28 protein-coding genes and 3 tRNA genes are annotated in these 25,823 nt (G+C 72.7%); 13 read left to right on the top strand and 18 right to left on the bottom strand.

Annotated elements, in window-relative coordinates:
• Positions 1-232: 232 nt before the first annotated feature.
• Complete coding sequence (locus NHG27_RS17380; protein WP_497017149.1) at positions 233-997, bottom strand: hypothetical protein; 765 nt, start codon at positions 995-997, stop codon at positions 233-235.
• Between the two features lie 223 nt (positions 998-1,220).
• On the opposite strand from NHG27_RS17380, the gene NHG27_RS17375 reads away from it, so the two are divergent.
• The 4 genes from NHG27_RS17375 to NHG27_RS17360 all read left to right on the top strand — a co-directional run bounded on the left by NHG27_RS17375 (position 1,221) and on the right by NHG27_RS17360 (position 5,358).
• Positions 1,221-2,198, top strand: coding sequence for a carbohydrate ABC transporter permease (locus NHG27_RS17375; RefSeq protein WP_497017148.1), 978 nt, complete (start codon positions 1,221-1,223; stop codon positions 2,196-2,198).
• A complete protein-coding gene (locus NHG27_RS17370; protein ID WP_497017147.1) occupies positions 2,195-3,190 on the top strand; it encodes a carbohydrate ABC transporter permease in 996 nt (331 codons plus the stop codon). Before NHG27_RS17375 ends, NHG27_RS17370 begins: the two co-directional genes overlap by 4 nt.
• Before the next feature lie 66 nt (positions 3,191-3,256).
• Positions 3,257-4,624, top strand: a complete 1,368-nt coding sequence (locus tag NHG27_RS17365; protein ID WP_497017146.1) for an ABC transporter substrate-binding protein — start codon at positions 3,257-3,259, stop codon at positions 4,622-4,624.
• A complete protein-coding gene (locus tag NHG27_RS17360) occupies positions 4,621-5,358 on the top strand; it encodes a glycerophosphodiester phosphodiesterase (protein WP_497017145.1) in 738 nt (245 codons plus the stop codon). The genes NHG27_RS17365 and NHG27_RS17360 overlap by 4 nt, the downstream gene beginning before the upstream one ends.
• Before the next feature lie 98 nt (positions 5,359-5,456).
• Here NHG27_RS17360 and NHG27_RS17355 read toward each other — a convergent pair whose 3' ends face one another.
• The 6 genes from NHG27_RS17355 to NHG27_RS17330 all read right to left on the bottom strand — a co-directional run bounded on the left by NHG27_RS17355 (position 5,457) and on the right by NHG27_RS17330 (position 10,482).
• Positions 5,457-5,765, bottom strand: a complete 309-nt coding sequence (locus tag NHG27_RS17355) for a transcriptional regulator (RefSeq protein ID WP_193720392.1) — start codon at positions 5,763-5,765, stop codon at positions 5,457-5,459.
• Positions 5,762-6,277 carry a hypothetical protein gene (locus tag NHG27_RS17350; RefSeq protein ID WP_193720393.1) on the bottom strand — a complete coding sequence of 172 codons (516 nt, stop codon included), beginning with the start codon at positions 6,275-6,277 and terminating at the stop codon, positions 5,762-5,764. The genes NHG27_RS17355 and NHG27_RS17350 overlap by 4 nt, the downstream gene beginning before the upstream one ends.
• A gap of 87 nt (positions 6,278-6,364) precedes the next feature.
• Complete coding sequence (locus NHG27_RS17345) at positions 6,365-7,504, bottom strand: VanZ family protein (RefSeq protein ID WP_497017151.1); 1,140 nt, start codon at positions 7,502-7,504, stop codon at positions 6,365-6,367.
• 129 nt (positions 7,505-7,633) lie between these two features.
• Positions 7,634-9,334, bottom strand: a complete 1,701-nt coding sequence (locus NHG27_RS17340; RefSeq protein WP_497017144.1) for a mechanosensitive ion channel family protein — start codon at positions 9,332-9,334, stop codon at positions 7,634-7,636.
• An 80-nt stretch (positions 9,335-9,414) separates the two neighbouring features.
• A complete protein-coding gene (locus tag NHG27_RS17335) occupies positions 9,415-10,011 on the bottom strand; it encodes an antibiotic biosynthesis monooxygenase (protein ID WP_193720396.1) in 597 nt (198 codons plus the stop codon).
• A gap of 111 nt (positions 10,012-10,122) precedes the next feature.
• The gene (locus NHG27_RS17330; RefSeq protein WP_497017143.1) at positions 10,123-10,482 is read right to left on the bottom strand and encodes an iron chaperone; all 360 of its coding nucleotides are present in this window, start codon (positions 10,480-10,482) and stop codon (positions 10,123-10,125) included.
• Between the two features lie 166 nt (positions 10,483-10,648).
• Between NHG27_RS17330 and NHG27_RS17325 the strand changes: the two genes are divergently transcribed.
• The 3 genes from NHG27_RS17325 to NHG27_RS17315 all read left to right on the top strand — a co-directional run bounded on the left by NHG27_RS17325 (position 10,649) and on the right by NHG27_RS17315 (position 14,389).
• Positions 10,649-11,113 carry a hypothetical protein gene (locus tag NHG27_RS17325; RefSeq protein ID WP_497017142.1) on the top strand — a complete coding sequence of 155 codons (465 nt, stop codon included), beginning with the start codon at positions 10,649-10,651 and terminating at the stop codon, positions 11,111-11,113.
• A 62-nt stretch (positions 11,114-11,175) separates the two neighbouring features.
• Complete coding sequence (locus NHG27_RS17320; protein ID WP_497017141.1) at positions 11,176-12,624, top strand: threonine/serine exporter family protein; 1,449 nt, start codon at positions 11,176-11,178, stop codon at positions 12,622-12,624.
• A 424-nt stretch (positions 12,625-13,048) separates the two neighbouring features.
• A complete protein-coding gene (locus NHG27_RS17315) occupies positions 13,049-14,389 on the top strand; it encodes a M15 family metallopeptidase (RefSeq protein WP_497017140.1) in 1,341 nt (446 codons plus the stop codon).
• 95 nt (positions 14,390-14,484) lie between these two features.
• Here the strand turns inward: NHG27_RS17315 and NHG27_RS17310 are convergent, their stop codons facing one another.
• From NHG27_RS17310 to NHG27_RS17265, 10 genes are all read right to left on the bottom strand, one after another.
• Complete coding sequence (locus NHG27_RS17310) at positions 14,485-15,405, bottom strand: prenyltransferase (protein ID WP_497017139.1); 921 nt, start codon at positions 15,403-15,405, stop codon at positions 14,485-14,487.
• Positions 15,402-15,716: a lycopene cyclase domain-containing protein gene (locus NHG27_RS17305; protein WP_497017138.1), complete on the bottom strand. Its 315-nt coding sequence runs from the start codon at positions 15,714-15,716 to the stop codon at positions 15,402-15,404. The genes NHG27_RS17310 and NHG27_RS17305 overlap by 4 nt, the downstream gene beginning before the upstream one ends.
• Positions 15,713-16,090 (bottom strand): lycopene cyclase domain-containing protein, encoded by a 378-nt coding sequence (locus NHG27_RS17300; RefSeq protein WP_407671910.1) that lies wholly within the window; start codon positions 16,088-16,090, stop codon positions 15,713-15,715. The genes NHG27_RS17305 and NHG27_RS17300 overlap by 4 nt, the downstream gene beginning before the upstream one ends.
• Positions 16,087-17,838: a phytoene desaturase family protein gene (crtI, locus tag NHG27_RS17295; RefSeq protein ID WP_497017137.1), complete on the bottom strand. Its 1,752-nt coding sequence runs from the start codon at positions 17,836-17,838 to the stop codon at positions 16,087-16,089. The genes NHG27_RS17300 and crtI overlap by 4 nt, the downstream gene beginning before the upstream one ends.
• A complete protein-coding gene (locus NHG27_RS17290) occupies positions 17,835-18,788 on the bottom strand; it encodes a phytoene/squalene synthase family protein (protein WP_497017136.1) in 954 nt (317 codons plus the stop codon). The genes crtI and NHG27_RS17290 overlap by 4 nt, the downstream gene beginning before the upstream one ends.
• A 1-nt stretch (position 18,789) precedes the next feature.
• The gene (locus NHG27_RS17285; protein WP_497017135.1) at positions 18,790-19,956 is read right to left on the bottom strand and encodes a polyprenyl synthetase family protein; all 1,167 of its coding nucleotides are present in this window, start codon (positions 19,954-19,956) and stop codon (positions 18,790-18,792) included.
• A 167-nt stretch (positions 19,957-20,123) separates the two neighbouring features.
• Positions 20,124-21,107: a UDP-glucose 4-epimerase GalE gene (gene galE, locus NHG27_RS17280; protein ID WP_497017134.1), complete on the bottom strand. Its 984-nt coding sequence runs from the start codon at positions 21,105-21,107 to the stop codon at positions 20,124-20,126.
• Positions 21,108-21,171: 64 nt separating this feature from the next.
• The gene (locus tag NHG27_RS17275; protein ID WP_497017133.1) at positions 21,172-22,098 is read right to left on the bottom strand and encodes a cation diffusion facilitator family transporter; all 927 of its coding nucleotides are present in this window, start codon (positions 22,096-22,098) and stop codon (positions 21,172-21,174) included.
• Complete coding sequence (locus NHG27_RS17270) at positions 22,095-22,508, bottom strand: ArsR/SmtB family transcription factor (RefSeq protein ID WP_321575432.1); 414 nt, start codon at positions 22,506-22,508, stop codon at positions 22,095-22,097. The genes NHG27_RS17275 and NHG27_RS17270 overlap by 4 nt, the downstream gene beginning before the upstream one ends.
• Before the next feature lie 32 nt (positions 22,509-22,540).
• Positions 22,541-22,885 (bottom strand): metallopeptidase family protein, encoded by a 345-nt coding sequence (locus NHG27_RS17265; protein ID WP_193720461.1) that lies wholly within the window; start codon positions 22,883-22,885, stop codon positions 22,541-22,543.
• Between the two features lie 236 nt (positions 22,886-23,121).
• On the opposite strand from NHG27_RS17265, the gene NHG27_RS17260 reads away from it, so the two are divergent.
• The 5 genes from NHG27_RS17260 (at position 23,122) to NHG27_RS17240 (ending at position 24,607) form a co-directional block, all read left to right on the top strand.
• Positions 23,122-23,194: transfer RNA gene (locus NHG27_RS17260), tRNA-Glu, on the top strand.
• A gap of 88 nt (positions 23,195-23,282) precedes the next feature.
• Positions 23,283-23,356: transfer RNA gene (locus tag NHG27_RS17255), tRNA-Asp, on the top strand.
• 45 nt (positions 23,357-23,401) lie between these two features.
• Positions 23,402-23,474 (top strand) — tRNA-Phe (locus NHG27_RS17250).
• A gap of 396 nt (positions 23,475-23,870) precedes the next feature.
• A complete protein-coding gene (locus tag NHG27_RS17245) occupies positions 23,871-24,293 on the top strand; it encodes a phage holin family protein (protein WP_193720405.1) in 423 nt (140 codons plus the stop codon).
• The gene (locus NHG27_RS17240) at positions 24,290-24,607 is read left to right on the top strand and encodes a DUF3618 domain-containing protein (protein WP_497017132.1); all 318 of its coding nucleotides are present in this window, start codon (positions 24,290-24,292) and stop codon (positions 24,605-24,607) included. Before NHG27_RS17245 ends, NHG27_RS17240 begins: the two co-directional genes overlap by 4 nt.
• A 211-nt stretch (positions 24,608-24,818) precedes the next feature.
• Here the strand turns inward: NHG27_RS17240 and NHG27_RS17235 are convergent, their stop codons facing one another.
• Positions 24,819-25,031: a BldC family transcriptional regulator gene (locus tag NHG27_RS17235; RefSeq protein WP_030151000.1), complete on the bottom strand. Its 213-nt coding sequence runs from the start codon at positions 25,029-25,031 to the stop codon at positions 24,819-24,821.
• A gap of 342 nt (positions 25,032-25,373) precedes the next feature.
• Here NHG27_RS17235 and NHG27_RS17230 point away from each other — a divergent pair, with 342 nt between their 5' ends.
• Positions 25,374-25,682 (top strand): DUF3073 domain-containing protein, encoded by a 309-nt coding sequence (locus tag NHG27_RS17230; RefSeq protein ID WP_497017150.1) that lies wholly within the window; start codon positions 25,374-25,376, stop codon positions 25,680-25,682.
• Positions 25,683-25,823: the final 141 nt, after the last annotated feature.

Here is a 25,823-nt window from a genome sequence, read left to right as displayed (position 1 = left end):
CGCCGCATAGATCCCAGCCGGACCAGCACCGACGATAGCCACACGCAAAGGACGAGAGCTGCTCACAAGAAAGAACGCCTTCCGGTCGAGGAGGGGAGGGGGCGGTCCACACCGGGGTCGGCAGCCGCACGCTTCGACGGTACGGCCTCAACCGGGGTTGAGGTCAAGGTGCACGGTGGAGACGGCGAGGAGGACCTGAGGACACGCGCTCCGACGGCTTGCGTACCGACCCTCAGGGCTCGTAGCCCTCGACGAAGTCGCGGATCTCCTTGCGCAGCACGTCCTCACCCAGGGGCTGCCGGGGCGAGGTCCCGATCGTGAACCCGTAGCCCTCGATCGGACCGTTCGTCCAGGAGAAGTCGTACACCCCCGGGTCGTGGGGCCTATCGTTGACCGTGAAGGCCTGACCGTCGACCGTCAGGTGCCACACCTGGGCGGCCGTTCGAGGCGCAGCGCCGACCCGGCTCTGCAGCCGCTCGATCCGCGGCCTCAGGAGCGCGTCCATCGCCGCGGGGTCCTCCCACGTGCGGACGCTCACGAGCAGCCGGTGCGGGCCGAGGTCCCGGTGCCATGCACCGTCCACGGGGACGAGCTCGACGTCGTAGACCACCGGGATGTCCGGGTCGCCGACCGGCTCCAGGACGTAGCCGGCAGGGAGGTCGGCCTCCGAGAAGAAGAAGTTCGGTCGCACCGTCTCCTCCTCCCACGCCCGCGCCTCGTCCACGACGGTGTCGAAGACCGTGGCCAGCCGCTCCGGAGCGGGCCGGACGACGCGCCCGGTGGGCACCTCGGTCAACCGGTTCCACCACTCTTGCCACTCGGCCGCGAGCGCCGCGGCCTCGTCGCCCGGCAGGGCCTCGACGGCGATGCGGGGAGCGAGCGTCGGGACGTCGTCCGCCACGGGGAGCGCGAGGCGGTCGCGGACGTACAGCGCGACCGTGAAGCCGGTGCCGCGCCCCACGCTGATGTTCCGCAGGTCCTGGGGTTCGTGCGTCATCGCTCACCTCGTCGTCGGGCCGGCAGGAGCCGGACCGCCCATGCTAGGCCCGCTCCGCCGACACCCCGGGAGATGGCCTTCCGGAGTCCCCGATGACCTCGCGTCGAGGCGCCGATGAACGCCTCGGGAACGTTCGGGGAACGGAGCCGCCGGGGCCACTTTCCGGTCACTTCGCCCTCCTAGGGTGACGGCGTCCACCCGCTCGTGACTGGAGCCCCACCCCATGACCTCCGTGTCATCCCCCGTGCGCCCCGCGCCACCCGCACGCCGCCGGACGATCCCCGGCCAGGCCCCCGCCGGCCGGGCCCGCTTCACCCGCCCGTCCCCCCGCGCCCTGCGCACCTGGCTCGCGTTCCTGCTGCTCGCGGGGCCCAACGTGGCCCTGCTGCTCGTGTTCGTCTACCGCCCGCTGCTGCAGAGCTTCTACTACTCGACCCTGCAGTGGAACATGGGCTCGCCGACGGCCCGCTCGGTCGGGCTCGGCAACTACGTCGAGTGGTTCCAGGACCCGACGACGGCCGACGTCATGGTCACGACGGGCGTCTTCACGGTCGCGACCGTGGGCGGTTCGCTCGTCCTGGGCCTGGGCCTCGCGCTCCTGCTGAACCGTCGCCTCACGGGGCGCGGGTTCGCCCGGACCGTGGCGTTCGCGCCGTACGTCCTGTCGGGCGTCGCGGTCGGGATGCTGTGGCTGTTCATCTTCGACCCGCGCTACGGCCTGCTGTCGGCGGGCCTGCGGGCGATCGGGCTCGAGTCCCCCGACTGGTACACGACCTCGCCGTGGGCCCTGGTCATGATCATCGTCGTCTACCTGTGGAAGAACGTCGGGTACGTCGCCCTCATCTACCTGGCCGGTCTGCAGGCCGTCCCGCTCGAGCTCAAGCAGGCCGCGGCCCTCGACGGCGCGTCGTCGGCCCGTACGTTCCGCTCGATCGTGCTGCCGCTGCTCGCGCCCACGACCTTCTTCCTCACGGTCACGACGCTGCTCAGCTCCCTGCAGTCGTTCGACATCATCCAGGCCATGACCAAGGGCGGGCCGCTCGGCTCGACCACGACCCTCATGTACCAGATCTACGAGGAGGGCTTCGTGACCGGCCGGGCCGGCTACGCGTCGGCCGTCGCCACGATCCTCTTCCTCCTGCTGCTGGTCGTCACGGTCGTCCAGCTGCGCTTCGTCGAGAAGAAGGTGCACTACGCATGAGCGTCCAGAACCCGGTGCGGACGTCCCCGGCCGCCGCGCCGCACCAGCCCTCGACCGCAGCGCCGGGCGCGTCCAGCGCTCAGCACCCCGGGTCACCCGTGGACGCACCACCGGCCCCCGGCGGTGCCGACCACCGCCCGGGCGGCGGCCGACCGCCCGAGCGGAAGCGCCGCCGTCGGCCCCTGCACCTGGGCGCGTACGCGACCCTCCTGGTCGCGACCGTCGTCATGGCCCTGCCCCTCGTGTGGATGGTGCTCGCGAGCTTCAAGCGCCCCGACGAGCTGTACTCGATCCCGCTCCGGTGGCTCCCGCAGAGCCTCGACCTCGCGAACTACGTCCAGACGACGCAGAGCATCCCCGTCGGGCAGCTGTTCCTCAACTCCGTGGGCCTGACGGTCGTGGGCTCGACGCTCAAGCTGCTGCTGGGCCTGTGCTGCGCGTACGCGCTCGTGTTCCTGGACTTCCCGTTCAAGCGGACCGTGTTCGTCCTCGTCCTGTTCACGCTGCTCATCCCGCAGCAGATCACGATCATCCCCAACTACACGCTCGTCGCCCAGCTCGGGTGGCTCAACACCTACCAGGGCATCCTCGTGCCGGGCCTGGCGAGCGCGTTCGGGACCTTCCTCTTCCGTCAGCACTTCCTGTCGCTGCCGGTCTCGATCCTTGAGGCCGCCGAGCTCGACGGCGCAGGCCACTGGCGCAAGCTGTGGCGGTTCGTCGTGCCGCTGTCCTACCCCACGATCGCGGCCGTCGCGCTCGTGTCCGTGGTCGCGGAGTGGAACGACTACCTGTGGCCGTTCCTCGTGACCGACGACGCCGAGAAGATGACGCTCCCCGTGGGCCTCACGCTCCTGCAGAGCGTCGACGGCATGAACAACTGGGGCGTCCTCATGGCAGCGACCGTGCTCGTGACGCTCCCCGTCCTCGTCGTCTTCCTGTTCCTCCAGCGCCGGCTCGTCGCCGGGCTCACCGCCGGAGCCGTGACCGGCTGACGCCGGTCCTCCCCTGTCCCCCCGGCGCCTGCCGGGTCGCTGTTCCCCACCCCAAGGAGCATCACCGTGAACCAGCCCCTGCCCGCCCAGTGGTCCCCGTCGCGACGCGACGTGCTGCGCCTCGGCGGCCTCGGCGCCCTCGCCCTGTCCCTCGCCGCGTGCGCGGGGCCGACCGTCGGCGGCGGCTCGTCCGCCCCGTCCGCCTCGGCGGGCACCGACTGGTCCAAGATCACGCCCGCCTCGCAGATCACGTGGTGGAGCAACCACCCCGGCGCCTCCAAGGCGATCGAGGAGGAGCTCATCCGCCGCTTCACCGCCGAGCACCCCGACATCGCGGTCAAGCTCGTGACCGCGGGCGCCGGGTACGACGAGGTCGCGCAGCGCTTCCAGGCCGCGTCGTCGTCGAACAACCTGCCCGACCTCGTCATCGCGAGCGACGTGTGGTGGTTCCGCTACTACCTCAACGGCCAGGTCATGCCCCTCGACGACGTGTTCGCGCACCTCGACGTCGACGTCGCCGACTACAACCCCACCCTCTACGGCGACTACGCGTACGACTCGCGGCACTGGGCCGTGCCGTACGCGCGCTCGACCCCGCTCTTCTACTACAACAAGACCATGTGGGCCGCGGCGGGCCTGCCGGACCGCGGGCCCGGCACGTGGGCCGAGCTCGCCGATTGGGCGCCCGCCCTGCGCGGCCAGGTCCCGACCGACGGCGCCCCGCTGGGCCTCGCGACCGGCACGTCGTGGGCCGCGTGGTGGTTCGAGAACATGCTCTGGGGCCACGGCGGGCAGTACAGCGACGAGTTCACGGTCACGCTCGACACCCCGCAGGCCCTCGCCGCCGGCGACTTCCTGCACGACCTGTTCCACGGCTCGAAGGTCGCGGGCATCGGGACCGACACCGGGGCCGACTTCGCCGCGGGCGTCTTCGCGTCGACGATCGGGTCCACGGGCAGCCTCACGGGCCTGCTCGAGGCCGCGACGTTCGAGGTCGGCACGGCCTACCTTCCCGACGGGCCGTCGGGCTCCGGGACGCCCACGGGCGGCACGGGCCTGGCCATCCCGGCCTCGCGCACGCCCGAGCAGCAGCTCGCCGCCGCGATGTTCCTCTCCTTCCTCACCGACCCCGAGAACACCGCATACTTCTCCCAGAACACCGGGTACATGCCGGTGCGCACGTCCGCGGTCGAGGGAGAGACCATGAGCAGCATCTACGCGGCCACGCCGCAGTTCCGCACGGCCGTGGACCAGCTCGCGGAGAAGTCGCGCTCGCAGGACTGGGTCCGCGTGTTCGTGCCCGGCGGCGACCAGATCCTCACCGAGGGGATCGAGCAGATCGTCCTCAAGGGCACGCCTGCATCCGAGGCGTTCGCGTCGATCGCACCGCGCCTCGCGAAGGCGTACCAGGAGAACGTGGAGCCCAGCCTGTGACGGGCACCGTGCGCGTGGTGGCGCACCGGGGGAACTCGTCGGTCGCGCCGCAGAACACTCTCGCGGCGTTCGAGGCCGCGTGGCGCGCGGGCGCCGACAGCATCGAGATCGACGTCCAGCTCACCGGGGACGGCGAGGTCGTCGTGATCCACGACGACACCCTCGACGCGACGACGGACGGGCGTGGGCGGGTCGACGCGCACTCCCTCGCCGAGGTCCGGACCGTCGACGCCGGCTCGTGGTTCTCCCCCGCCTACGCCGGGCAGCGCGTCCCGACGTTCGCGGAGGTCGTGGACTTCCTCGTGACGCACCCGGGCATCGACCTCCTGCTGGAGGTCAAGGGCGACTGGGGTCCCGACGACGTCCGCAAGGTCACCGAGCCCCTCCAGCGCGCCGGGCTCACGGACCGCGTGATCGGCCAGAGCTTCTGGCCCTCGACGGTCTCCTCCCTGCAGGAGGTCGCGCCGGGGCTGCGCCGGGGGCTCCTGATCGAGCGGCCCTCCGCCGACCTGCTCGCGACGTGCGCGGAGCTGGGCGTCATGACGTGCAACCCGGCGGGCACCGTGCTGGTCGAGCAGCCCTCGCTCGTGGCGGAGCTGCACGCCGCCGGGCTCGAGGTCCAGGTCTGGACCCTGGACGAGCCCGAGCAGTGGGCGCTGGCCCTCGAGACGGGCGTCGACGCGATCATCACCGACCGCCCCGACCGTCTGCGTGGGTGGCTCGCGGGCCGCTGAACCGGCACCCGGTCCAGCGGCAGCGCGCGGACGCCCCAGCACCGAGCGGTGCGGGGGCGTCCGCGCACGTCCCCGGAGGGGCCGGCGAGGGGCCCGGCTCAGCCCTGGGCGATCTCCGCGAGCGCCGCGAGATGCGCCTCGACGGCGCGCCGCCCGGGCGGGGTGAGCTCGACCCACGTGAGGCGCCGCGCGTCCGAGCGGTCGGGCGAGCTCTCCTTGGTCGCCGTGACGAAGCCCGCGTCGGCGAGCACCCGCAGGTTCTTCGAGAGGTTCGCATCGGTCAGGCCCAGCGTGTCGCGGAGCACCGCGAACTCGAGCTGCGCCCCTCGCCGGAGCACCCCGCAGATGCGTAGGCGCGTGGGCGAGTGGATGACCTCGCTGAACACGGGGACGACGTCGGCGCTCATGCGCCCTGGCCGTCGGTCGCGGTCGCCGCCCCGGTGAGCTCCCGGCGGAAGAGGTCGTCGTACCGGGGGCCGAGCACCATGGGGGCGACGAGCCCGACCGCCGCGGGGAGGAGCACCCACCCGTACGCGACCGGGGTGACCTTGACGACCACCATGGCCGCGAAGCAGGCCACGACGATCGCGAGCAGGATCCGGTAGACGCGCCTCGAGCGCGGCCCCGCCGGCAGGCTGAACCACAGCCCGTAGCGCCGCCGGTACACGACCACGAGCGCTGGCAGCGCGAAGAGTGCGACGGGCAGCAGGATCAGCGACGCCGGGGACGGCAGCGCCTGCGAGGTGATGACGAGGGCCACGATCACGCCGAGCGACGGGTGGTACCACCGCGGGGTGACGAGCCGTTCCGCGAGGTTCGCGTCGTCGGCGCGCAGGCTCGCCAAAGTCTCGCGCGCCTGTGCGGCGGAGGGGCGCTGCGGCGCGTCGTGGGGGCGGCCGGTCGGCATGTCGTCTTCCATGACGGCAAACCTATGGGTGACTTGCGCCTTTGGCAAGAGACTCGTGCGGCCGGCGCGTCCCGCCCCACCGAGCGCGCCCACCATCCGTCAGCCCCGTGCGTCGACGATCCGGGCCCCCGACACGACCCCCGACAGCCCGCGCCGGTCCCGCGTGAGCAGGACCGAGACGACCGCCACGAAGGCGACGAGTCCTCCGAGGGGAGCGGCGACGTCGGGCACCGGACCGCCACCCGGGACCTCCGCCAGGATCAGGCACGCTCCCCACAGCCCTCCCGACGCGAAGCCGCGCACCGCACGACGGACCATCGTCCCCCGGCCCAGGCCGTCGGGACCGACCACCCCCTCGGCGGCGTCCGCCGTCCAGCGCGGCTCGAGCCACGTGGCCCGCTGCCCCCAGGACGCCCCGCTGCCGAGGAACGGCGGCACGAACAGGACCAGCACCACGGGCACCACCGTGCCGAGCGCGACGTCGATCCCGTCCGACCCCAGCGGGACCTCCTGCCCCGTCGCGACCAGCACGACCCGGTAGAACAGGACCAGCACCGTCCCGACCACCGACACCAGCACCGCGTCGATCAGCATGCCCAGCCAGCGCCGCCACACCGTGACCGGCCTCGGGACCCCACGCTGCGCCGCCAGGTCCGTCGACCGCGGCATCCAGCGCAGGACCACGGGCGCGACCAGCGCACCGACCAGCCCCCCGAGCGTGTTCGTCAGCAGGTCGTCGACGTCGGCCAGCCGGTACGAGCACGGGACGAGCCCGAAGATGCCCGTGCCCTGCGTCGTCTCGATGAGCAGCGACGCCGCGAACGCGGAGAGCACCGTGAGCGGGAGCCGCCACCCGAAGAACCGCCGCACCAGCACGCCCCACGGGACGAACAGCACGACGTTGAACACCGTCTGCAGCACGGCCGGGCTGCGCAGCCGCTGCGCAGCGCTCATGCCCGCGGTGTCGCGGCGGACGTCCTCGACGAACTGGAACGGGTTCAGCTGGGGCCCCGAGAACCCGTGCTGCGCGCACCACTGCGCCAGGTCCCCCGACGGCAGGGGCAGGAGTGTGTACGCGACGAGCGCGACCCCGTACACCGCGACCGCGGCCGACCCCAGGAGGCGCAGACCGCTCAGCCGCCCGTACCTCCGGTACTGCCACACCACGACGGGAAGCAGGATCAGCAGGAAGACGAGGGCCCCGCCGATCACCCCCACGTACGCGGGCCAGGTCCACATGCTCACGACGAGACCCTAACCAGGAGGTGCGGCCAGGGCGCGGCGGGCGCGCGCCGTCCGCGTCGCGGGCGGGGCCGTCACCCCCCGCCCACGGACACCGTCACCCCGGCGGCGTCCCGCACCCTCGCGTCAGCCGTCGCCGTCGTGCCCGGCGTCCCCGTGGGACTCGCCCCGCCCCAGGTCCCGGGTGCGGTCGAGGTCGCCGTCACCGACGCGAGCGGTCCGCCGGTCGTCCTCGGAGGAACCGGCCGCTGGCTCGGCCTCGTCGTGGGGCGTCTCCGACGCGCCCTCGGACGCGTCGCGCTCGTCCTCCACCCGGTTCCGCTCGGCCGTCTCCTCGCGCTCGTCGATGACGTCCTGCCCCGGACCCGCGAACGCCTGCGCCCGCTCGACCGCCTCCGCGGTGCCGCTGAAGAACGCCGACTCGGCAGCGCCACCGGGCAGGTCCTCGGGTCCGATCTCCCCGGTCGTGCCCGCGTCCGCCGCCGCCGCGAGCCCGGCCTCGACGGGGTCCATGAGGCGCGTCTCGACGACGTCCTGCGGGGCGCTGACCTGACCGATGACCCGGGTCGCGTCGCGGACCGAGACCCGTCGCGTGGCTGGGCGCGTGGTGAGGGGCGGCTGCCCCGGGATGCCCGGACCGACGGGGATCGCGGGCGGCAGGCGGACCTCGGGCTTCGCGGGCGGCGGGAGCCGCGGCGGGGCCGTGGGTGCGGCCGCGGCCGCCCCGTCCTCCTGCGCGACGCGCCCCGGTGCGACGTCGGGGGCCTCGCTGATGCTCCCCTCCTCGACGCCCTCGAAGCGTGTGCGGGGCAACGAGTCGGCGCTCGAGCGCTGGAGCCACTCGACGAGCCCCTCGCGCACGAAGCACCGCAGGTCGAACAGCGTCGGGGCGTCGCGTGCGCTGACGAGCGCGCGCACGCGGACGACCCCGTTGATCGCGTCGGTCACCTGCAGGATGCCGACGCGCTGGTCCCACAGGTCCGTGTGCGCCAGGAGCCGCTTGAGCTCGGCCCGCATCGCGCCGAACGGTACCCGGAAGTCGAGGTCGACCTCGACCGTGCCGAGCAGGTCCGCGGCTCGCCGGGTCCAGTTCTGGAACGGGGTCGTCGTGAAGTACGTGCACGGCATGATGAGGCGCCGGTCGTCCCACAGGTGCACCACGACGTACGTCATGGTGATCTCCTCGATCCGGCCCCACTCGCCCTCCAGCACCACGACGTCGTCGACCCGGATCCCGTCCGTGAACGCGATCTGCATGCCCGCGAACACGTTCGCGAGGGACGTCTGCGCCGCGAGGCCCGCGACGATCGAGATGACACCGGCCGACGCCAGGATGCTCGCCCCCGCGGCACGCGCCGCAGGGAACGTGAGGAGGACCGCGGCGATCGCGCAGATGACGATGATCGCGACCGTGAGCCGCCGCACCACGATGATCTGCGTGCGGACGCGCCGGGCGTGCCGGTTGTCGACCACGTCGACCCGGAACCGCTTGAGCGCGCTGTCCTCGAGCACGAACGCGAGCGCCCCGACCCACCACGCCCCGGCCGCGATGAGGGCGATGAGCAGCGCGTGCTCGACCGCGGGCCGCCAGCCGACCGACGCGTCGGTCGTGACGCGCACCGCGATCCACACCGCGACGACCATGAGGACGGCACGGTCCGGGCGGCGCAGCCGCTTGGAGATGTGTCGCGCGAGCTCGCTGCGCCTCCCCAGGCGGTTCGCGACGGCCGAGATGATCGTGCCCAGCACGAACGCGACCACGAGCGCTCCCGCGACGGCGGCCAGGGTCAGAGCGACGTCCGTCGCGTTCTCTATCTCGTCGTCCATCCGTCCACGCTAGGCGCGGACGGATGGACGCGCCCGGACAGGGGCCGGATGAGACGGTCCTCACACGTCGGGCGGTCGCCTCAGCGCGCGAGCCACGGTGCCAGACGGCGGGTCACCCACGGCAGGACGGCGTACGTCATGATCGGGGTCAGCACGAGCGTCGTCACGAGCACCCTGGGGAGCACCGGCAGCTCACCGAAGCTCGGGACGGCCCACGACATGAGGAGCGTGAACGCGAGGTTCACGGGGAAGAACCCCAGCCAGATGCTCACCGACTGCTTCCACCGTGCCGGTGCGCGCTCGCCGCTGACCTGCGGCTCGTCGACCCGCGCGGGGACGTCGAACCAGCCCTCGATGCCCGTGCGGCGCTCGACGCGCTGGTCCTCCACGAGGCCCTGCCCCTCCTGGAGCCACGCGACCCGCTCGGGCGAGGAGTCCCAGGCGTCGAGCGTCGCCTCGTCGGCGAAGCGGTAGAGCATGTGCCAGTCGTGCGAGTCCTGCGCGGCACGCACCCAGCCCGACCCGAGGAACCCCGGGTACGTGTTGGCCATGTTGACGCCGGCCTGGACCCAGCGCGTCGCGTCCGGCACCAGGTCGGGGTGGATGCGGCGGTGGATGGAGACGGTGACGGGTCGGTCCGGGGATCGCCCGGCCGTGCCCGTGGGAGGAACGGTCATGGGCCGAGTACACGGGGCCCAGGTTTCCGCCGTGTGACGCCCGCGCCGCCGTGGGACGGCGCGTCCCGCCTGGTGGGCACGCTCGAGGCGCTCGCCCACCCGGCCGGAGCGCTACGCCGACGCCTGGTGCTGGGCGAGCAGGTGGCGCGCGACCGTCTCGATCACGCCGTACGGGACCGGCTCGGACAGCAGGAACTTGAGCGTCCCCTTGGAGGCCCGGTACGGGGCGACGAGACGCTCGAAGTCGTCGTCGCCGTCGAGCACGGGATACAGGCTCACGTGGTGCTTCCAGCCCGCGAAGTACACCACGACCTTGCCCCCGACGGTCACGGCCGGGATCTGGTAGCTGATCTTCTCACCGGCGTCCGGTACGACCCGGTGGATGGTCCGGCGCATCTCCTGCAGGACCGCCTGGGTCTCGGGCGGGAACGAGCCGATGTAGTCGTCGACGGTCGCGAACGTCGCGGTCATGCCGACCTCCCCGTGGTCGGGCCCCGCAGGATGCGGAGGTCTCTCCTCCTACTGTCTCGCGCGAGCGGCCCGGGGGCCTGCGGGAGCGTCCCCCGGCCGGACGGGCCGTGCACGAGACGCTCGCCCTCGGCAGGCCGGGGTGGGCCACCGCGGCCATACTGACCAGATGATCTCCTGGGACCTGGCGCTGGCCCTCCGCGAGGCCGGGGTGCGCTGGCGGCCCGCGTCCGGCGACAGGTTCCGGCTCCTGCGCACCGGCGCGTCGGGCGACCTCTTCACCGTGAGCGACATGACCATCGAGCCTCACGAGTTCGACACGGGCGTCGTCCTCGGCTTCAACGGCACGACCGAGTGGGCGCTCGACTCCGTGGCCATCGAGGACGCGCTCTGGCACCCGCTCGAGCCCCAGCTCCGCGCGCTGCTCGGGGGCACGTTCCGCTGGCTCCGGCGCTTCGTCGAGGACGACGACGTCGCCGCGTACCTCGTGGAGATCGAGGTCGGTGGGCGCCCGCTCACCTTCCGGGCGTACGACCCGGCCGACGCCTACGGCGAGGCGCTCCTCCACCTGGTCGCGGCGTCGTCGGACGGCTCGCCGGGCGCCTCGCCTCCCCGGCGCGGGGTGACGTCCTGAGCACCGACGGCGCCGCCGCAGGCCCGCCCCCCGAGCCGGACGCGGCACCCGACGACGACGCCGTGGCCACCCCGCACGAGGACGCCGCGGCGGCGAGCGCCACCGCACCGGCCGCTGAGCCGGAAGCGGAGCCGGAAGCGGAGCCCGAGCCGGCGCCGGGGCACGAGCAGTCTCCCCGCGCGGCGCGCCGGTTCCCCCTCCTGGCCGGGCTGCGCCACGCGCCCTCGACCGTCCGACGGGTCCTCCAGGCGCTCGGCAACGAGGCCACCCCGGATGACGAACCGGACGTGCCGGAGATCTCCCCGGACCTGGTGCCGCTGCTGCGCACGCTCGGGCGGGCGATGCTCGACTCGGGCCAGTCCGTCAACGACGCCCAGGACGTCCTCAAGCAGGTCGCCGACCTGCACGGGGCGCACACCGTGCAGACCCTGGTGCTGCCGACGTGCGTGTTCATCCGGGTGCAGACCCGTTCCGGGGTCGTCACCGACTTCACCGACGCCGCGGGCAGCGGCCTGAACCTCGACCAGATCGGGGCTCTCTACTCGGTGATCCGCAGGCTGCGGAACCAGACGCTCTCGCTCGCCGACGCGCGCGCCGAGCTCCGGGAGATGCGCCGGCGCCCGCCCCGGTTCGGTGCGGTGCTCACGATCGTCGGGCACGCGATCCTGACGCTGGGGTTCGGGCTGATCCTCAACCCGACCCTGGACCTGCTGCCGGTCTTCGTGGTGCTGGGCCTCGGCGTCGGGGTCCTGCGCTGGCTCGCGGCGCGCTGGCCCACGCTCGGCACGGCGCTGCCCGTGGTCGCGGCCTTCCTGGTGACGGTGGTCGCGATCCAGGTGGTCCAGCCGTGGCTCGGCGACAGCCCGCTGCAGGTCCTCGTGCCACCGATCATCAGCTTCCTGCCCGGGTCCGTGCTCACGGTCGCGGCGATCGAGCTCACGAGCAACCAGATCGTCTCCGGTGCGAGCCGGCTCCTCTACGGGGTGGCACAGCTCCTGCTGCTGGCGTTCGGCGTCGTCGCGGGGGCCGCGGTCGCGGGGAACCTCCTGCACGGCAGCGCGGGCGAGCACCTGGGGTGGTGGGCCCCGTGGGTGGGGGTCGTGACAGTGGGCATCGGGCAGATGTTCTTCTCCTCGACCCCGCGCCGGAGCCTGCCCTGGGTGCTCGTCGTCCTCTTCGCGGCCTACGCCGCGCAGCTCCTGGGGTCGTTCGTCGCCCCGGAGATCTCGGGCTTCTTCGGGGCGCTCGTGATCGTGCCGCTCGCGACCCTCATCGAACGCACGCGCACGGGCCCGCCGGCGGCCGTCACGACCCTCCCGGCCTTCTGGCTCCTGGTGCCGGGAGCCCTGAGCTTCCTCGGGCTCTCGGAGCTCGTGGCCGGCGACACGGGCTCGGTGACCGACCTCGCCAACGCGGTCGTCGCGGTCTTCGCGATCGCGCTGGGCATTCTGGTGGGTACGGCGCTGACTCGCGACGCGAGACGCGTCGGTCGTACCTTCTTCACGGAATAGGCCCGCTCCCGGCACACCATCACCAGCGGATCCTTGCTCGTCAGGGCCAGACCGGTCACAAACATAGTTGAAGATGGAACGAGTTGGCAGGCACCGAGGACCGTCCTCGCATCCCGCTGCCGACGCCCCGCGGCTCCCACGTCATCCGGACGCGCCGCGACTCGAGCCGCTGAGGCCCACGAACGATCACCGTCACCGCGACGGCACGGCACGGCGCCGGGCACCCGCCCAGCAGCCGCAGTGCGCACGCGGTCCCGGCATCGGCCCGACGAACGGAACATCGGAACACCGTGACAACTGCACTCTGCTCTGCCACGCCCACGTGGCGCCGCCCGCTCCTGGGCATCGACCCCACCACCTCGCACGCCCACCCCCTCCAGCGCGCCGCCGTCCGGCGGGGCGTCAGCCCGAAGGGGGGATGCTGATGGGTAAGCACTCCCAGCGTCGCTTCGCCGCGACCCTTCCCGGCCGTTCCCTGCGCCGCAGGTCGCCCTACGCCGTGATGGCCGCGCTCGCCACGGTCGCCGTGACCGCCACGGCGGGGGCCGCCAGCATGACCACGTCTCCGACCGGCTCCCACACGTCGGCGTCCTCGGCGTCCGCGCCGACCACGAGCGCGGCCGGTCCCACCGCGTCGACCCCTGAGGAGCAGGCCGCGCTCGACGCAGCGAGCACCCAGCTCGTCCGCGCCGAGTACCTGGCGAGCGAGGGGGCGTCCTCGCTGACGCCCGACCAGCTCGCGCAGATCACCTCGACGCGTGACCAGCTCCGGCAGCTCATGAACGTCGCGACCACGGCCACGTCCGCGGCCGACGCGACGACTGCCACCCTCGACGCGACGACCGACACCACGCTCGTCGCCGACACCGCCCTGGACGCCGGCGCGACCCTCGACACGAGCGCCACCCTCGACGACGCGACGACCCTCGCCGCCGACGAGACGCTCGACGGCCGCGACACGTACCGCGCGAGCCGCGCCGGGGCCGACGGTCGTGAACCCCTCACGACGGACGGCACCACCGAGGCCTCCGAGACCGCGGCCGACGCCGCAGCCACCACGGAGGAGACCGCGGCGGCGGACGCGACCGCCGACCAGGCGGCAGCCGACCAGGCGGCAGCCGACGCGACCGCCGACCAGGCAGCAGCCGACCAGGCGACCGACCAGGCGCAGGTCGCGCCGACGACCACGGAGATCGGGGCTGCGACCGAGGCGCTGCGCACGGTGCTCGACGCCGCTGCCGTCACGGTCTCGGTCCAGCCCGCTCCGACGGCCGAGGAGATCGCCGCCCAGCAGGCCGCCGAGGAGGCTGCCCGGCAGGCCGCCATGGCGGCCCAGCTCGAGGCGTGGGCCAACAGCACCGCGGGCTACTCGAACGGCACCATCCCGGAGAGCCTCCTGTGCTCGCCGAGCTTCGCGCCCGGCCACCTCGTGCGCTGCGACGCGGCGTACCAGCTCGAGCAGCTCAACGTGGCCTACCGGGCGGCGTTCGGCACGGACATCTCCGTGACGTCGTCCTACCGGTCGTTCGCCTCGCAGGTCGCGGTCAAGGCCTCGAAGGGCTACCTCGCGGCGGCCCCCGGGACGTCGAACCACGGCATGGGCCAGGCCCTCGACCTGGGTGGCGGCATCAGCAGCTTCGGGAGCGCGCAGTACGCCTGGATGCGTGCCAACGCCCCCGCCTACGGGTGGGACAACCCCGAGTGGGCCCGCCAGGGCGGTTCCAAGCCCGAGGCGTGGCACTGGGAGTACGGCACGACGTACTGACGCACGACGAGCACCACCGCGGAGGGCGGGCACCCGGAAGGGGGCCCGCCCTCCGTCGTCCGCCCCTCCGTCGGTCGCCGGGCACCGGGCGTCCCTCAGCCCCAGGCGCCGGCGATGAGCAGCATCGTCACGAGGAAGCCGGTCACCAGGTTGAGCCACAGGAAGCGGCGCCACCCCGCGTTCGCCCGTTCGCAGTCGTCGTCACGGACCGACCAGAACGACGCGACGTTGACCAGGTAGGGCAGGGGCAGCAGCGCGGCGAGCCAGCCCGGCCAGGGGAGCAGGGCCAGCAGCAGCGCGGCGACGAGGTACGCGCCGGCTGCGGCGACGACGGTCCGGTGCGCACCGATCACGGTCGCGACCGAACCGATCCCGCCCTCCCGGTCGGCCCGGACGTCCTGCACGGCACCGAACGCGTGCGACGCGGCCCCCCACAGCACGAAGGCCGCGAGCACGGGCCACACGGTGCGCGCACCGACGTCGGCCCCCACGAGCACGAGCGAGTACAGCAGCGGCCCGACGAAGTGCATGGCCGAGGTGAACGAGTCGAGGAACGGGCGCTCCTTGAAGCGCAGCACGGGCGCGGAGTAGGCCACGACGAGGAAGACCACGACGGCGAGCGTCACGTTCGCGGCGGCGTCGCCCTGCAGGAGCAGCCACGCGAGGAACGGGGCGTTCGTGAGGACGCACGCCCACAGGATCCGTCGGTGGGTGCGTCGAGACGTCGCGGGGTCCGCGAGCGCCCCCTCGATCCCGCCCTTGCGCGGGTTGCGCAGGTCGGAGGCGTAGTCGAACACGTCGTTCACGCCGTACATGAGCAGGTTGTACGGGATCAGGAAGTACAGGGTCCCGACGACGAGCACCGCGTCGACCTTCCCGCCCGTGGCGACGAGGTAGCCCGCCGCGAAGGGGTAGGCGGTGTTGATCCAGGAGAACGGTCGCGAGGCGGCGGCGATCTCGCGGAGGGTGGCGACCGGTCCCGGCGCCGCCCCGGGCTCCACCACGACCCCGGTCACGACTGCCCGCCCGCGTGCCGGCGTCGGCGGCCGTCCCCGACCCAGGTCCAGACCGCGGGCAGCAGCAGGACCGCCGCGAGCGGGTAGGCGAAGTCCTCGAGGGGTGCTCCGGCGAGGTAGATGCCCAGGATCTTGTCGGGGGCGTACGCGTAGAGCCCGACGGCGATCATGATCGTGTCGAACACGAGCGTCAGCAGCACCATGACGGCGGCTGTCCACAGCAGCGGCCCGGCCCGGTGCCTGCGCAGCGTCCAGGCCGTGGCGGCTGCGACGACCGCCAGGACCACGAGGTTCAGCACGATGTTGGTCATGCGTCCGCTCCGCTCCGGGGTCCGTCGGCCCGCTCGTGCACCGGGTCCCGCCCTGGGGCGCGTCGTCGGACCCGCAGGTCGAGGAACCGCCACACCAGCAGCGTGTTGTAGCAGAGCAGCGTGAGGAAGACGGCTTCCTCGACGGGGAGCTCGGGGGCGAGCTGGAGCCCGGTCATGTGGGGCGAGTCTCCGCGTGCGAAGATCCCGAGCACGAGGCCCGCGACGTCCCACGCGAGGAAGAACAGCACACCGACCACGAGCGTGATCGCGGTCCGGACCGGGTCCGCCCAGAACGCGAGCCGGAACCGGCGGTCCAGGACGGCGAGCCCGCCGAGCGAGAGCGCGAGCGCCCCGAGGTACGCGAACCCGATCACGAGGCTGCTCCGCGGAGCCGCTCGGGCCGACGGCTCGCCGCGAGGAATCCGGGGCGCAGCGGTGTCGGCAGGGGCCGGGACGACGTCTCGCCCAGGAGCCGCTTGGCGACCAGCTCGGCGCTGATGAGGCACATCGGCAGCCCGACGCCGGGGGCCGTGCCCGCGCCCGCGAAGTACAGGTTGGCGACCTTCCGCGACGCGCCCGGGGGCCGGAACATGGCGCTCTGCGCGAGCGTGTGCTCCATCCCCAGGGCCGTCCCGCGCCACGACGAGAACTCGGTCGCGAAGTGTGCGGGGCCCAGGACCTGCCGGGTCACGACGCGACCGCGCAGGTCCTCGATCCCTGCCCACGCGCCGACCTGGTCGAGGTACCCGTCGGCGAGCTCGTCGAGCGCGGCCTGCGAGGCGGGTGTGCCGCCGAGCCCGGGGTCGGCCGGGAAGGGGACGAGGACGAAGAGGTTCTCGTGGCCGGGCGGTGCCGCAGGGTGGTCGACCGTCGCGTCGTCGGTCGCGGAGGTCCGCGAGACGTAGAGCGAGGCCGGGGTGGGTACGCGCAGCGTGCCGACCTCGCTCGACGGCCCGTGCCCCAGCACGTCCGTGAAGTTGCCCTGCCAGTCCTCGGTGAAGAAGAGCGAGTGGTGCGCGAGCTCGGGCAGGTCGCCGCGGACGCCCGCGAGGATCAGCAGAGCCGAGATCCCGGGGCCTCGGTCCTCCCAGGTCGACGCGGGCAGGTCGGCGTAGGTCGGGGGCAGGAGCGCGGTCTGGGTGTGGTGGAGGTCGGCGGCCGACACCACGACGTCCGCGGGGACGACCTCGCCGTCCCGCAGCCGCACACCGGTCGCGACGCCCTGCGTGCGCCGCCGGGACGCCCCGGCCCCCGCGCGGGGCGAGGTGCGGCCGTCGGGCGAGACGGCGGCGGGCGAGACCTCGATCCCGACGACGTCGCTCGCCGTGCGGATCGTCACGCCCTCCGAGCGGGCGATCTTCTCCATGGCCTCGATGATCGTGTACATCCCGCCGCGCGGGAACCGTACGCCCTCGACCAGGTCGAGGTGGCTCATGAGCGAGTACAGCGCGGGCACGCGATAGGGCGAGGAGCCGAGGAAGACGGCGTGGTAGCCCAGGACCTGGCGCAGGCGGGGGTCGCGGACCCGGCGCTCGACGCGGTCGGCGAGCGAGCGCCCCAGCAGGGCCGCGAGCCGAGGCAGGCGCCGGAGCACCGACGCGTCGACCGCCCGGTCGGGCCGCTCGAACGTCGTGTACAGGAAGTGGTCGAGCGCGAGCCGGTAGGCCTCGCTGGACTCCGCCGCGTAGGCGCGCAGGCGTTCCCCGTCGCCCGGCGAGAGCGCGTCGAAACGCGCCCAGTTGGCCTCCGCGTCGCGGGTGACGTCGAGGACGGTCCTGGCGCGCGCAGGGTGGGAGGCACCGTCGGGCTGTCCCGTGGGCGTGCCGCGCTCGAAGAAGACGCGGTACGACGGGTCGAGCGGCACCAGGTCCAGGTGGTCCTCGACGCGCTCGCCCAGGAGCGCGAACCAGTGCTCGAAGACCTCGGGCATGAAGTACCAGGAGGGACCGGTGTCGAACCGGAACCCGTCGACGTCGAGCGTCCCTGCCCGACCGCCCACCCGCTCGTGGCGTTCGAGGAGCGTCACGCGCGCACCGCCCCGGGCCAGGAGCGCGGCCGTGGCCAGGCCGCCGATCCCCCCGCCCACGACGACGACGTGCGGCAGGGGTGGTGCGTCGGTCACAGGACTCCTCGGGGGTCGGTGAAGCGGGTCGCGCGGGTGGTCGGCAGGTCGCGCCGCAGGGACTCGCGCGCCACCGCGCGGGCCGCGACCACGAGCTTGACGGGGTCCGGGACGCGGACCCGGGCGCGGAGCAGGTCCTCGGGCGGGGTCGCGGCGAGCCTGCCGAGCAGGGAGTCGTAGAGCGCGAGCGTCGCGGCGACGGCCATGCGTGCGCGGCGCGGGAGCGCGGGCAGGGCTGCGCGGGCGGCGTCGAGGTCGACGCCGATCTCCGCGAGGATCGCGTCGACGTCCTCCTGCGTGAGGTCGGCCGGGGTGATCCCGGGGAAGTAGCTGCGACCCAGGTCCTCGTGGTCCGCACGCAGGTCGCGCAGGAAGTTGATCTTCTGGAACGCCGCCCCGAGACCGCGGGCGCCGTGCACGACGGCGTCGCTCGCCCGCACGACCGGCTCGCCCGGACGGCGGCCCGCGTTGAGGAACACGGCGAGGCACATGAGCCCGACGACCTCGGCCGAGCCGTAGACGTACTGCTCGTAGCTCGCCTTGTCGTGCTCCTGGACCGTGAGGTCCATGCGCATCGAGGCGAAGAACGGGTCGATCTCCGGGTGCCCGATCCCGGTACGGCGCGCCGTGCGCGCGAACGAGTGGACGACGAGGTTGGTCGAGTACCCGCTCGCCAGGGCGCGGGCCGTCTCGTCCTCGAGCCGGGTGAGCAGGTCGTCGGCCCCCGCGCCGCGACGCGTGTCGACGACCTCGTCCGCGACCCGCACCAGGCCGTAGACCGCGTCGATGTCGCGGCGCGCGACGCTGCCCAGCAGCCGGGACCCGAGCCCGAAGGACGTCGAGTACCCGGTCAGCACCGCTCGGCTCGCGCGAGCGGCGGTGCGGTCGTACAGCATCTGCGACACGAGGGCCTCCCCGGTGATGGTCTCGGACTTCCGGCCGGCCGGCATCTCAGGCGACCCGCTCGGCGAACGAGTCGGCGAGGCCGGTCAGGTACCGGCCCAGCGGTCCGGGCAGCCCGGCCGCCCCCGCGCGCGCCTCGTCGAGGTGCCGGGTGACGGTCCCGCGGACGGCCTCGGGGGCGCCCGTGCGCCGCATGATCTCCCGCACGACGGCGGCGTCCCTCTCGGTGAGGTCGGCCCGTCCGACGTGCTGGTCGAGCAGCACGACGTCGGCGGGAGCGGCCCGCCGGTACGTGGCGGCCAGCAGCAGCGTGCGCTTTCCCTCGCGGAGGTCGGAGACCGCGGACTTCCCGGTGACCCGCGGATCGCCGAAGACCCCGAGCAGGTCGTCGACGAGCTGGAAGGCGATCCCCAGCGCGCGACCGCACTCCTCGAGGCGGGCTCGGACCGAGCGGTCCGCTCCCGCGAGGATCGCGCCCGAGACCAGGGGCACGACGCACGTGTACGTCGCGGTCTTGAGCTCGGCGACCTGCGCGGGGTCGACGTCGAGGGGCGCGCGGAGCTGGCCGGAGACGTCGAGGACCTCGCCCGCGACGGCCGCCTGGACGGCGCGCACGAGCTGTCGGGTGACCTCGATGCGGTCGCGCGGGTGAGCGGTCGAGGCGAGCACGAGCTCGAACGCGCCGCTGATCGCCAGGTCACCGCCCAGGAGGGCTGCGGCCTGCACCTGGACCTCGGCGCGGGCGCCGCCGATCCCCGAGCCCGCGAGGCGTGAGCGCGTGGTCCCGGCCAGGTTCGGACGCCCGCGGCGGGACTCGTCGTGGTCCAGGAGGTCGTCGTGGACGAGCATCGCGGTGTGGAGCAGCTCCTGCGCCGCGGCCACGGGGACCACGGCGCCGAGGTCGTGGCCGCCCAGGCCCAGGTACGCAGCGAGCGCCAGGCGCGGCCGGACGAGCTTGCCCCCGGCCTGGTCCCCCAGGTCCTGCCAGAGGTCGACGACCTGTGGCCCCGCGCCGCCGGCACGGGCCGCGGAGCTCGCGAGGTACTGCGCGAGCGTGCCGCGCGTGGCCGTGACCGCGCGGTCGAGGGCGGCTGCGAACCGGGCGTCGGCGGCGTCCTCGGTGGTGGTCCCCTCGGCGACGGGCGGCGAGGCGGCGAGGCGGCCGGCGGCCGACCGTTCGGCGACGTCGTCGATGGTCGTGCTCGTTCCGGACATGGCACACCCCTTCATCCTCAGCGTGCTGAGTAATTTTGCTCAGCATACTGAGGATCTGACCCGATGTCAGCGAAGGACACGGAAGAGGGCCTCCCCGCTCCGGGCGGGAAGGCCCTCTCACCGGGCGCGACGCCCGAACCAGCCGACGGGCGGGTCGGGCGTCCGGCTCAGACGTCGATGCGCCGCGGCCCCGACTGCCAGGCCTCCCAAGCCGAGGCGATGATCTCCTCGAGCCCCTGGGTGCCGCTCCACCCGAGCACCTTGTTGATGCGCTCGGGCGAGGCCACGAGCTGCGGCGGGTCGCCCGCCCGACGGGGGAGGATCTCCGGGGTCACGTCCAGGCCGGAGACCTTGCCGATCTCGTCGATGACCTCGCGGACCGAGGAGCCGGTGCCCGTGCCGACGTTGAAGACGTCGTACGCGCGCTCGTCCTCGTCCAGGTAGCCGAGCGCCGCGAGGTGCGCCTCGGCGAGGTCCAGGACGTGGATGTAGTCGCGGATGCACGTCCCGTCCGGCGTCGGGTAGTCGTCGCCGAAGATCTTGGGCTGCTCGCCGCGCTCCAGGCGGTCGAGGACCATGGGGACCAGGTTGAGGACCGCAGGGTCTCCCAGGTCCGGCCATCCGGCACCGGCGACGTTGAAGTAACGGAGCGCCACGAACCGCAGGCCCCAGGCTCGCCCCGCCGCACGACCGAGCCACTCGCCGATCAGCTTGGTCTCGCCGTACGGGTTGATGGGCTCGGCGTGCAGCTTCTCCTCGACCAGCGACACCGACGGCATGCCGTAGGTCGCCGCCGACGACGAGAAGACCAACCGGTCGACCCCCGCGGCCTCCATGGCCGTGACGAGGTTCGTGAACCCGCCGACGTTCTGCTGGTAGTACCAGGCCGGCTTCTCGACGGACTCCCCGACCTGCTTGCGCGCCGCGAAGTGCACCACGGCCGTGACCTCGTGCTCCCTGAGGGTCTGGGTCAGCACCTCGACCGCCTCCGCGCTCGAGACGTCGAGCCGCACGAGCGGCGCCCCACCGACGCGACCCTCCTGCCCGGTGCTCAGGTCGTCCACGACGACGACCTTCTCCCCTCGTCCCTGCAGCAGCCGCACCACGTGCGCGCCGATGTACCCCGCTCCGCCTGTCACCAGAATCGTCATGGGACGAGCGTAGTTCGGCACGGTTGCACTTCTCGCCACACCCGGCCACCGGGACCGCGGGGCCTCAGTGGTGGACCGAGGACTCCGTCTCCTGCATCTCGGGCGGCTCGATCTGGAACGTGCAGTGGTCGACGTCGAAGTGCCCACCCAGGCACTCCTTGAGCCTGAGCAGCACCTCGGTCCCTCCCCCGCGCGCGATGAGCCCTTCCTCGACGACGACGTGGGCGGACATGACCGGGACTCCCGAGGTGATGGTCCAGGCGTGCAGGTCGTGGACCCCCACGACCCCGGGGATCCCCTCGATGTGCGTGCGCACCTTCTCGAGGTCGACCCCCGCGGGTGTCGACTCGAGGAGCACGGCCGCGACCTCGCGGAGGAGCATGAAGGCGCGGGGAAGGATCATGAGGCCGATCGCGACGGATGCGAGCCCGTCCGCCCCCGTGAAGCCGACCGCGACGAGGATGCCGGCCACGATCACGGCGACCGACCCGAGCAGGTCGCCGAGCACCTCGAGGTACGCGCCCCGGACGTTGAGGCTCTCGGCCTGCCCGGCGGACAGCAGGCGCAGGCCGACCGCGTTGGCGACGAGACCGACGACCGCGACGCCGATCATGAGTCCGGCCTGGATCTCCGGGTCCGGCGAACGGAACCGCGAGACCCCCTCGACGATCGCGAGCACGGCGACGGTCCCCAGGATGAGCGCGTTGGTCAGGGCCGCGAGGATCTCGGCGCGCTGCCACCCGAAGGTCCGGGTCGGCGACGCGGGGCGGGTCGCGAGCCAGCTCGCGAAGAGCGCGATCCCGATCCCGGTCGCGTCCGTGAGCATGTGCCCGGCGTCGGCGAGCAGGGCGAGCGACCCCGAGACCACCGCACCCACGACCTCGAGAGCCATGACGCCGAGCGTGATGCACAGGACGATCACGAGCCGACGGCGGTGCGCGCCCGTGGCGGTCGCCGCGCCGTGGGAGTGGGAGTGGGAGTGGCCGGTCATCGTGCGCCTCGCGTCGCCTCGACGACCCTCTCCGCGTCGGCCAGGATGTGCGCGACCTCAGGACGGGCGAGCCGGTACCAGGACGACCGTCCTTCGCGACGCGTCTCGACGAGGCCCGCCTCGCGCAGGGTGGCGAGGTGGACGGACACCGTGGACTGGGCGAGCCCGAGCTCGCGGGTCAGGTCGACCACCCGGTGCTCGGCGACCGCGAGGAGATGGACGACCGAGAGCCGGTGCGGCTCGGCGAGGGCGTGCAGGAGCCGGGCGACCGCGGTGTGGTCGTGCCCGACGACGGGCGGCGTGCACGGCTGCTGCGGGTGCTCGGACGCGACCTGGTCGGCGAGACCGTCGGCCGCCGGGCGTCGCGCCCGGAGATGGGTGCGGGTGCTCGTCTCCCTTTTCATCGTCATGTGGCGATGTTATCGCCTTCTGACGATGACTGCTAGCCCCAGCCCAGCTCGTGCAGCCGGTCGTCGTCGATGCCGAAGTGGTGCGCGATCTCGTGGACGACCGTGACCACCACCTCCTCGACCACCTCCTCGCGCGACTCGCAGATCGCCAGCGTGGGGTTGCGGTAGATCGTGATCCGGTCCGGCAGCGCTCCGGCGGCCCACATCAGGTCGCGCTCCGTCAGCGGCACCCCCTCGTACAGACCCAGCAGCTCGGGGTCGTCGGCGGGCGCGTCGTCCTCCACCAGGACGACCACGTTGTCCATCTGGTCCGCCAGCTCCTGCGGGATCTCGTCGAGCGCGTCGCGCACCGCGTCCTCGAAGTCCTCGCGCGTCATCTCCACCACGGGATCATCCTCTCCCGCCGGGCCCGCCCACCGGCACCAGGGCCACCCCGGCGGACCCGTCCGGCGTCGGGCACGACGCCGTGCTCGACGCCGTCCGACCCGTCGCTCTACCGGGCCCACCCGTCCCCTCCGGGCCGTTTTGCACCGCGCCACCAGTTCCCCGTATGCTGACGGAGGTCTCTCGGCGACTCGTGCCCCGCAGGCGGTACGGGTGTCCAGGAAACTAGGCCCCCATCGTTTAGCGGCCTAGGACGCCGCCCTTTCACGGCGGTAGCACGGGTTCGAATCCCGTTGGGGGTACTCGGAAGGATCCGATTAACGGATTCGCCCGGCAGTGAGATACGATTCTCGAGGTTCGAACGGCCCCGGCCGGGAGAAACTCACGCAAGGCCCTGTAGCGCAGTTGGTTAGCGCGCCGCCCTGTCACGGCGGAGGTCGCGGGTTCAAGTCCCGTCAGGGTCGCTCGACAGCGACTGCCCGGTCTACACGACCGGGCTTTCGTGTCAAGGCTCTGTAGCTCAGTTGGTAGAGCGTTCGACTGAAAATCGAAAGGTCACCGGATCGACGCCGGTCGGAGCCACTTCCACGAAGCCCCACCTCGTATCGCACGAGGTGGGGCTTCGTCGTTCCCATCGTCCGGCCCCACCCCCACCTGGCCAGGCCCGTACCGGGCGGGACCGCCCGACGCGAGCCGCGCCGTCGGGACTCCCCTCTCCCCGACGGCTCCCCCGCCGACGCCCGGCCCGCAGAGCGAGCCCGGCGCGCGCTCGAGGTGCGCCACGCAGAGCACGGTCCGGCGCCCGCCTCACCCGCCTCCTCCGCAGCACACCCGAGCCCCACTCGCACCTTCGGCGCGTGGAATTGCCCTGGGGCCGGTTGACCGGTTGAGTGGGACATGAAGAACGACTCTTCGGGGCGCGGGCGAGCCCCGCGCGCATCGGCGTCCCCCCCGGGGACCGCCAGGAAGGTGACCACCATGAGCGACTGGGACGACGGGCACACCCCTCCCCCGAACCCGAAGCCATCGATCGGCAAGCTCGTCGAGCAGATGTCCGAGCAGGCCACGCGCCTCGTCCGGACGGAGATCGCGCTCGCCAAGAAGGAGCTGACGACCAAGGCTGCCCGGTCGGGCATCGGGATCGGGATGTTCGTCGTGGCCGGCGTGCTCTCGCTCTACGGTCTCGGCTTCGCCCTGCACTCCGCGATGGTCGGTCTCGCTCACGCCGTGCCGCTGTGGCTCGCGGCCCTCATCGTCGGTGTCGCCCTGTTCCTGATCGCAGGCCTTCTCGCGTTCGTCGGCAGCAAGCAGCTCAAGAAGGGCATGCCCCCGACGCCGGACACGGCGATCGCCGGCATCAAGGAAGACGTCGCCACCGTGAAGGAAGGACTGCGCCCGTGAGCACCGAACCGACCAGGACCGAAGGGGCCAAGCCCGAGCCCACCCAGGCCGAGCTGGAAGCCGAGATCGCCCGGACCCGGGCCGAGCTCGCGAGCACCATCGACGAGCTCACGACCCGCCTCGACCCTCGGACGCAGGCCGCGCACGTCGCGCAGCAGACCAAGCAGGCGGCCGCCGACACCGGCAGCTTCTTCACGGGCGGCGGCCTCCCCGAGCACGACCCGGCACGGGCACGGAACGTCAAGATCCTCGTCGGCGGCACGGTCGCGGCGATCGCGCTCGTCGCAGCGGCGATCCTCAGGCGTCGTTCCTGAGGTCTCCCGACGCAACCCCCCGGACGCCCCTGCCGCATCGCGGCGGACCTCCCCGGGAACGACCGAGCCCGGCGCCACAGGCGCCGGGCTTTCGGCTGGTCGATGTGAAGTGGGGGTCGGACGCGACGGGGAGCTCCGGGCAACGGGTCCCGGGGCTCCTCAACGGACCGACCGTGAAGGCTGGGCGCGGGAACGTCCACCGCGCCGTCGGTCAGCCCTTGTCGACGCCCTCGGCGTTCTCGCTCGCAGCACCCAGGAGTGCGCGAACCTCGGACTCGCGATAGCGACGATGCCCCCCGAGGGTCCGGATCGACGACAGCTTGCCGGCCTTGGCCCAGCGAGTGACGGTCTTGGGATCGACGCGGAACAGGCTCGCGACCTCGGCCGGTGTGAGCAGAACTTCGGACTCTCCATGGACGGACATCACTGCACCTCCTCCTAGCGACTGGCTGGTCCGACGGTGACGTCGGAACGCGACGACAGCGCTGCGCTAGCCCTTCCATTGTCGCAGCATGATGATTTTGGGCGACTTGGCGGACAGGGTGAATTAGGCGGGGTATGGGTGGTACAGGTGTTTAGGACCAGATTTCTCGCGGCTCGACGCCCTCCGCGGACCTCTCCGGACCACCCCTCGGGACGGCCCGTCGGCGCGCCGCGACGACCCCCCGGGCTACCCCTCGGCACCGCCCGCCGCACCCCGTTGTGTGGAGACACTGTGACAAGGGACCCGTTCGGGGGACCCGAGTGGCTGGAATGCCTGCGGAGCATGTACCGTTGGACTCTGAACAGACGAAACAACACTCCCGGGGCCGCACGTCTGAGTACGTTGCCGCCCCGCTTCTACGTTGAGGGGGTCGGAGCCATGGGCCGCGGCCGTCAGAAGGCTAAGCAGACCAAGGTCGCTCGCGCGCTGAAGTACTACAGCCCCGAGACGAACTACCAAGCTCTCGAACAAGAGCTCACTGGTCACAGCCACACGGATCTCGCGACAGATCCTCGCTACGGAGCGAGGTCTTCCGAGGACAACACGGGAGACTACGACCAGCCGTTCGCCGGCTGGTCCGACGACCGCTGACACGACCTCACCCCACCTGCGACCTTCGGGCCCCAGGTCCGTGAGTCGACAGGTCGCGAGTCCGTCCACCGACGACAGCCCGCGTCTGTTCCTCGTACGACGAAGGCGCGTCCTGCGTCTCCTGCCCTCAGGGCACGAGAC

The organism is Oerskovia sp. 140933, from assembly GCF_059651515.1.
The sequence above is the reverse complement of the archived record's forward strand: the minus strand, read 5'-3'. Positions and strand labels throughout refer to the sequence as shown.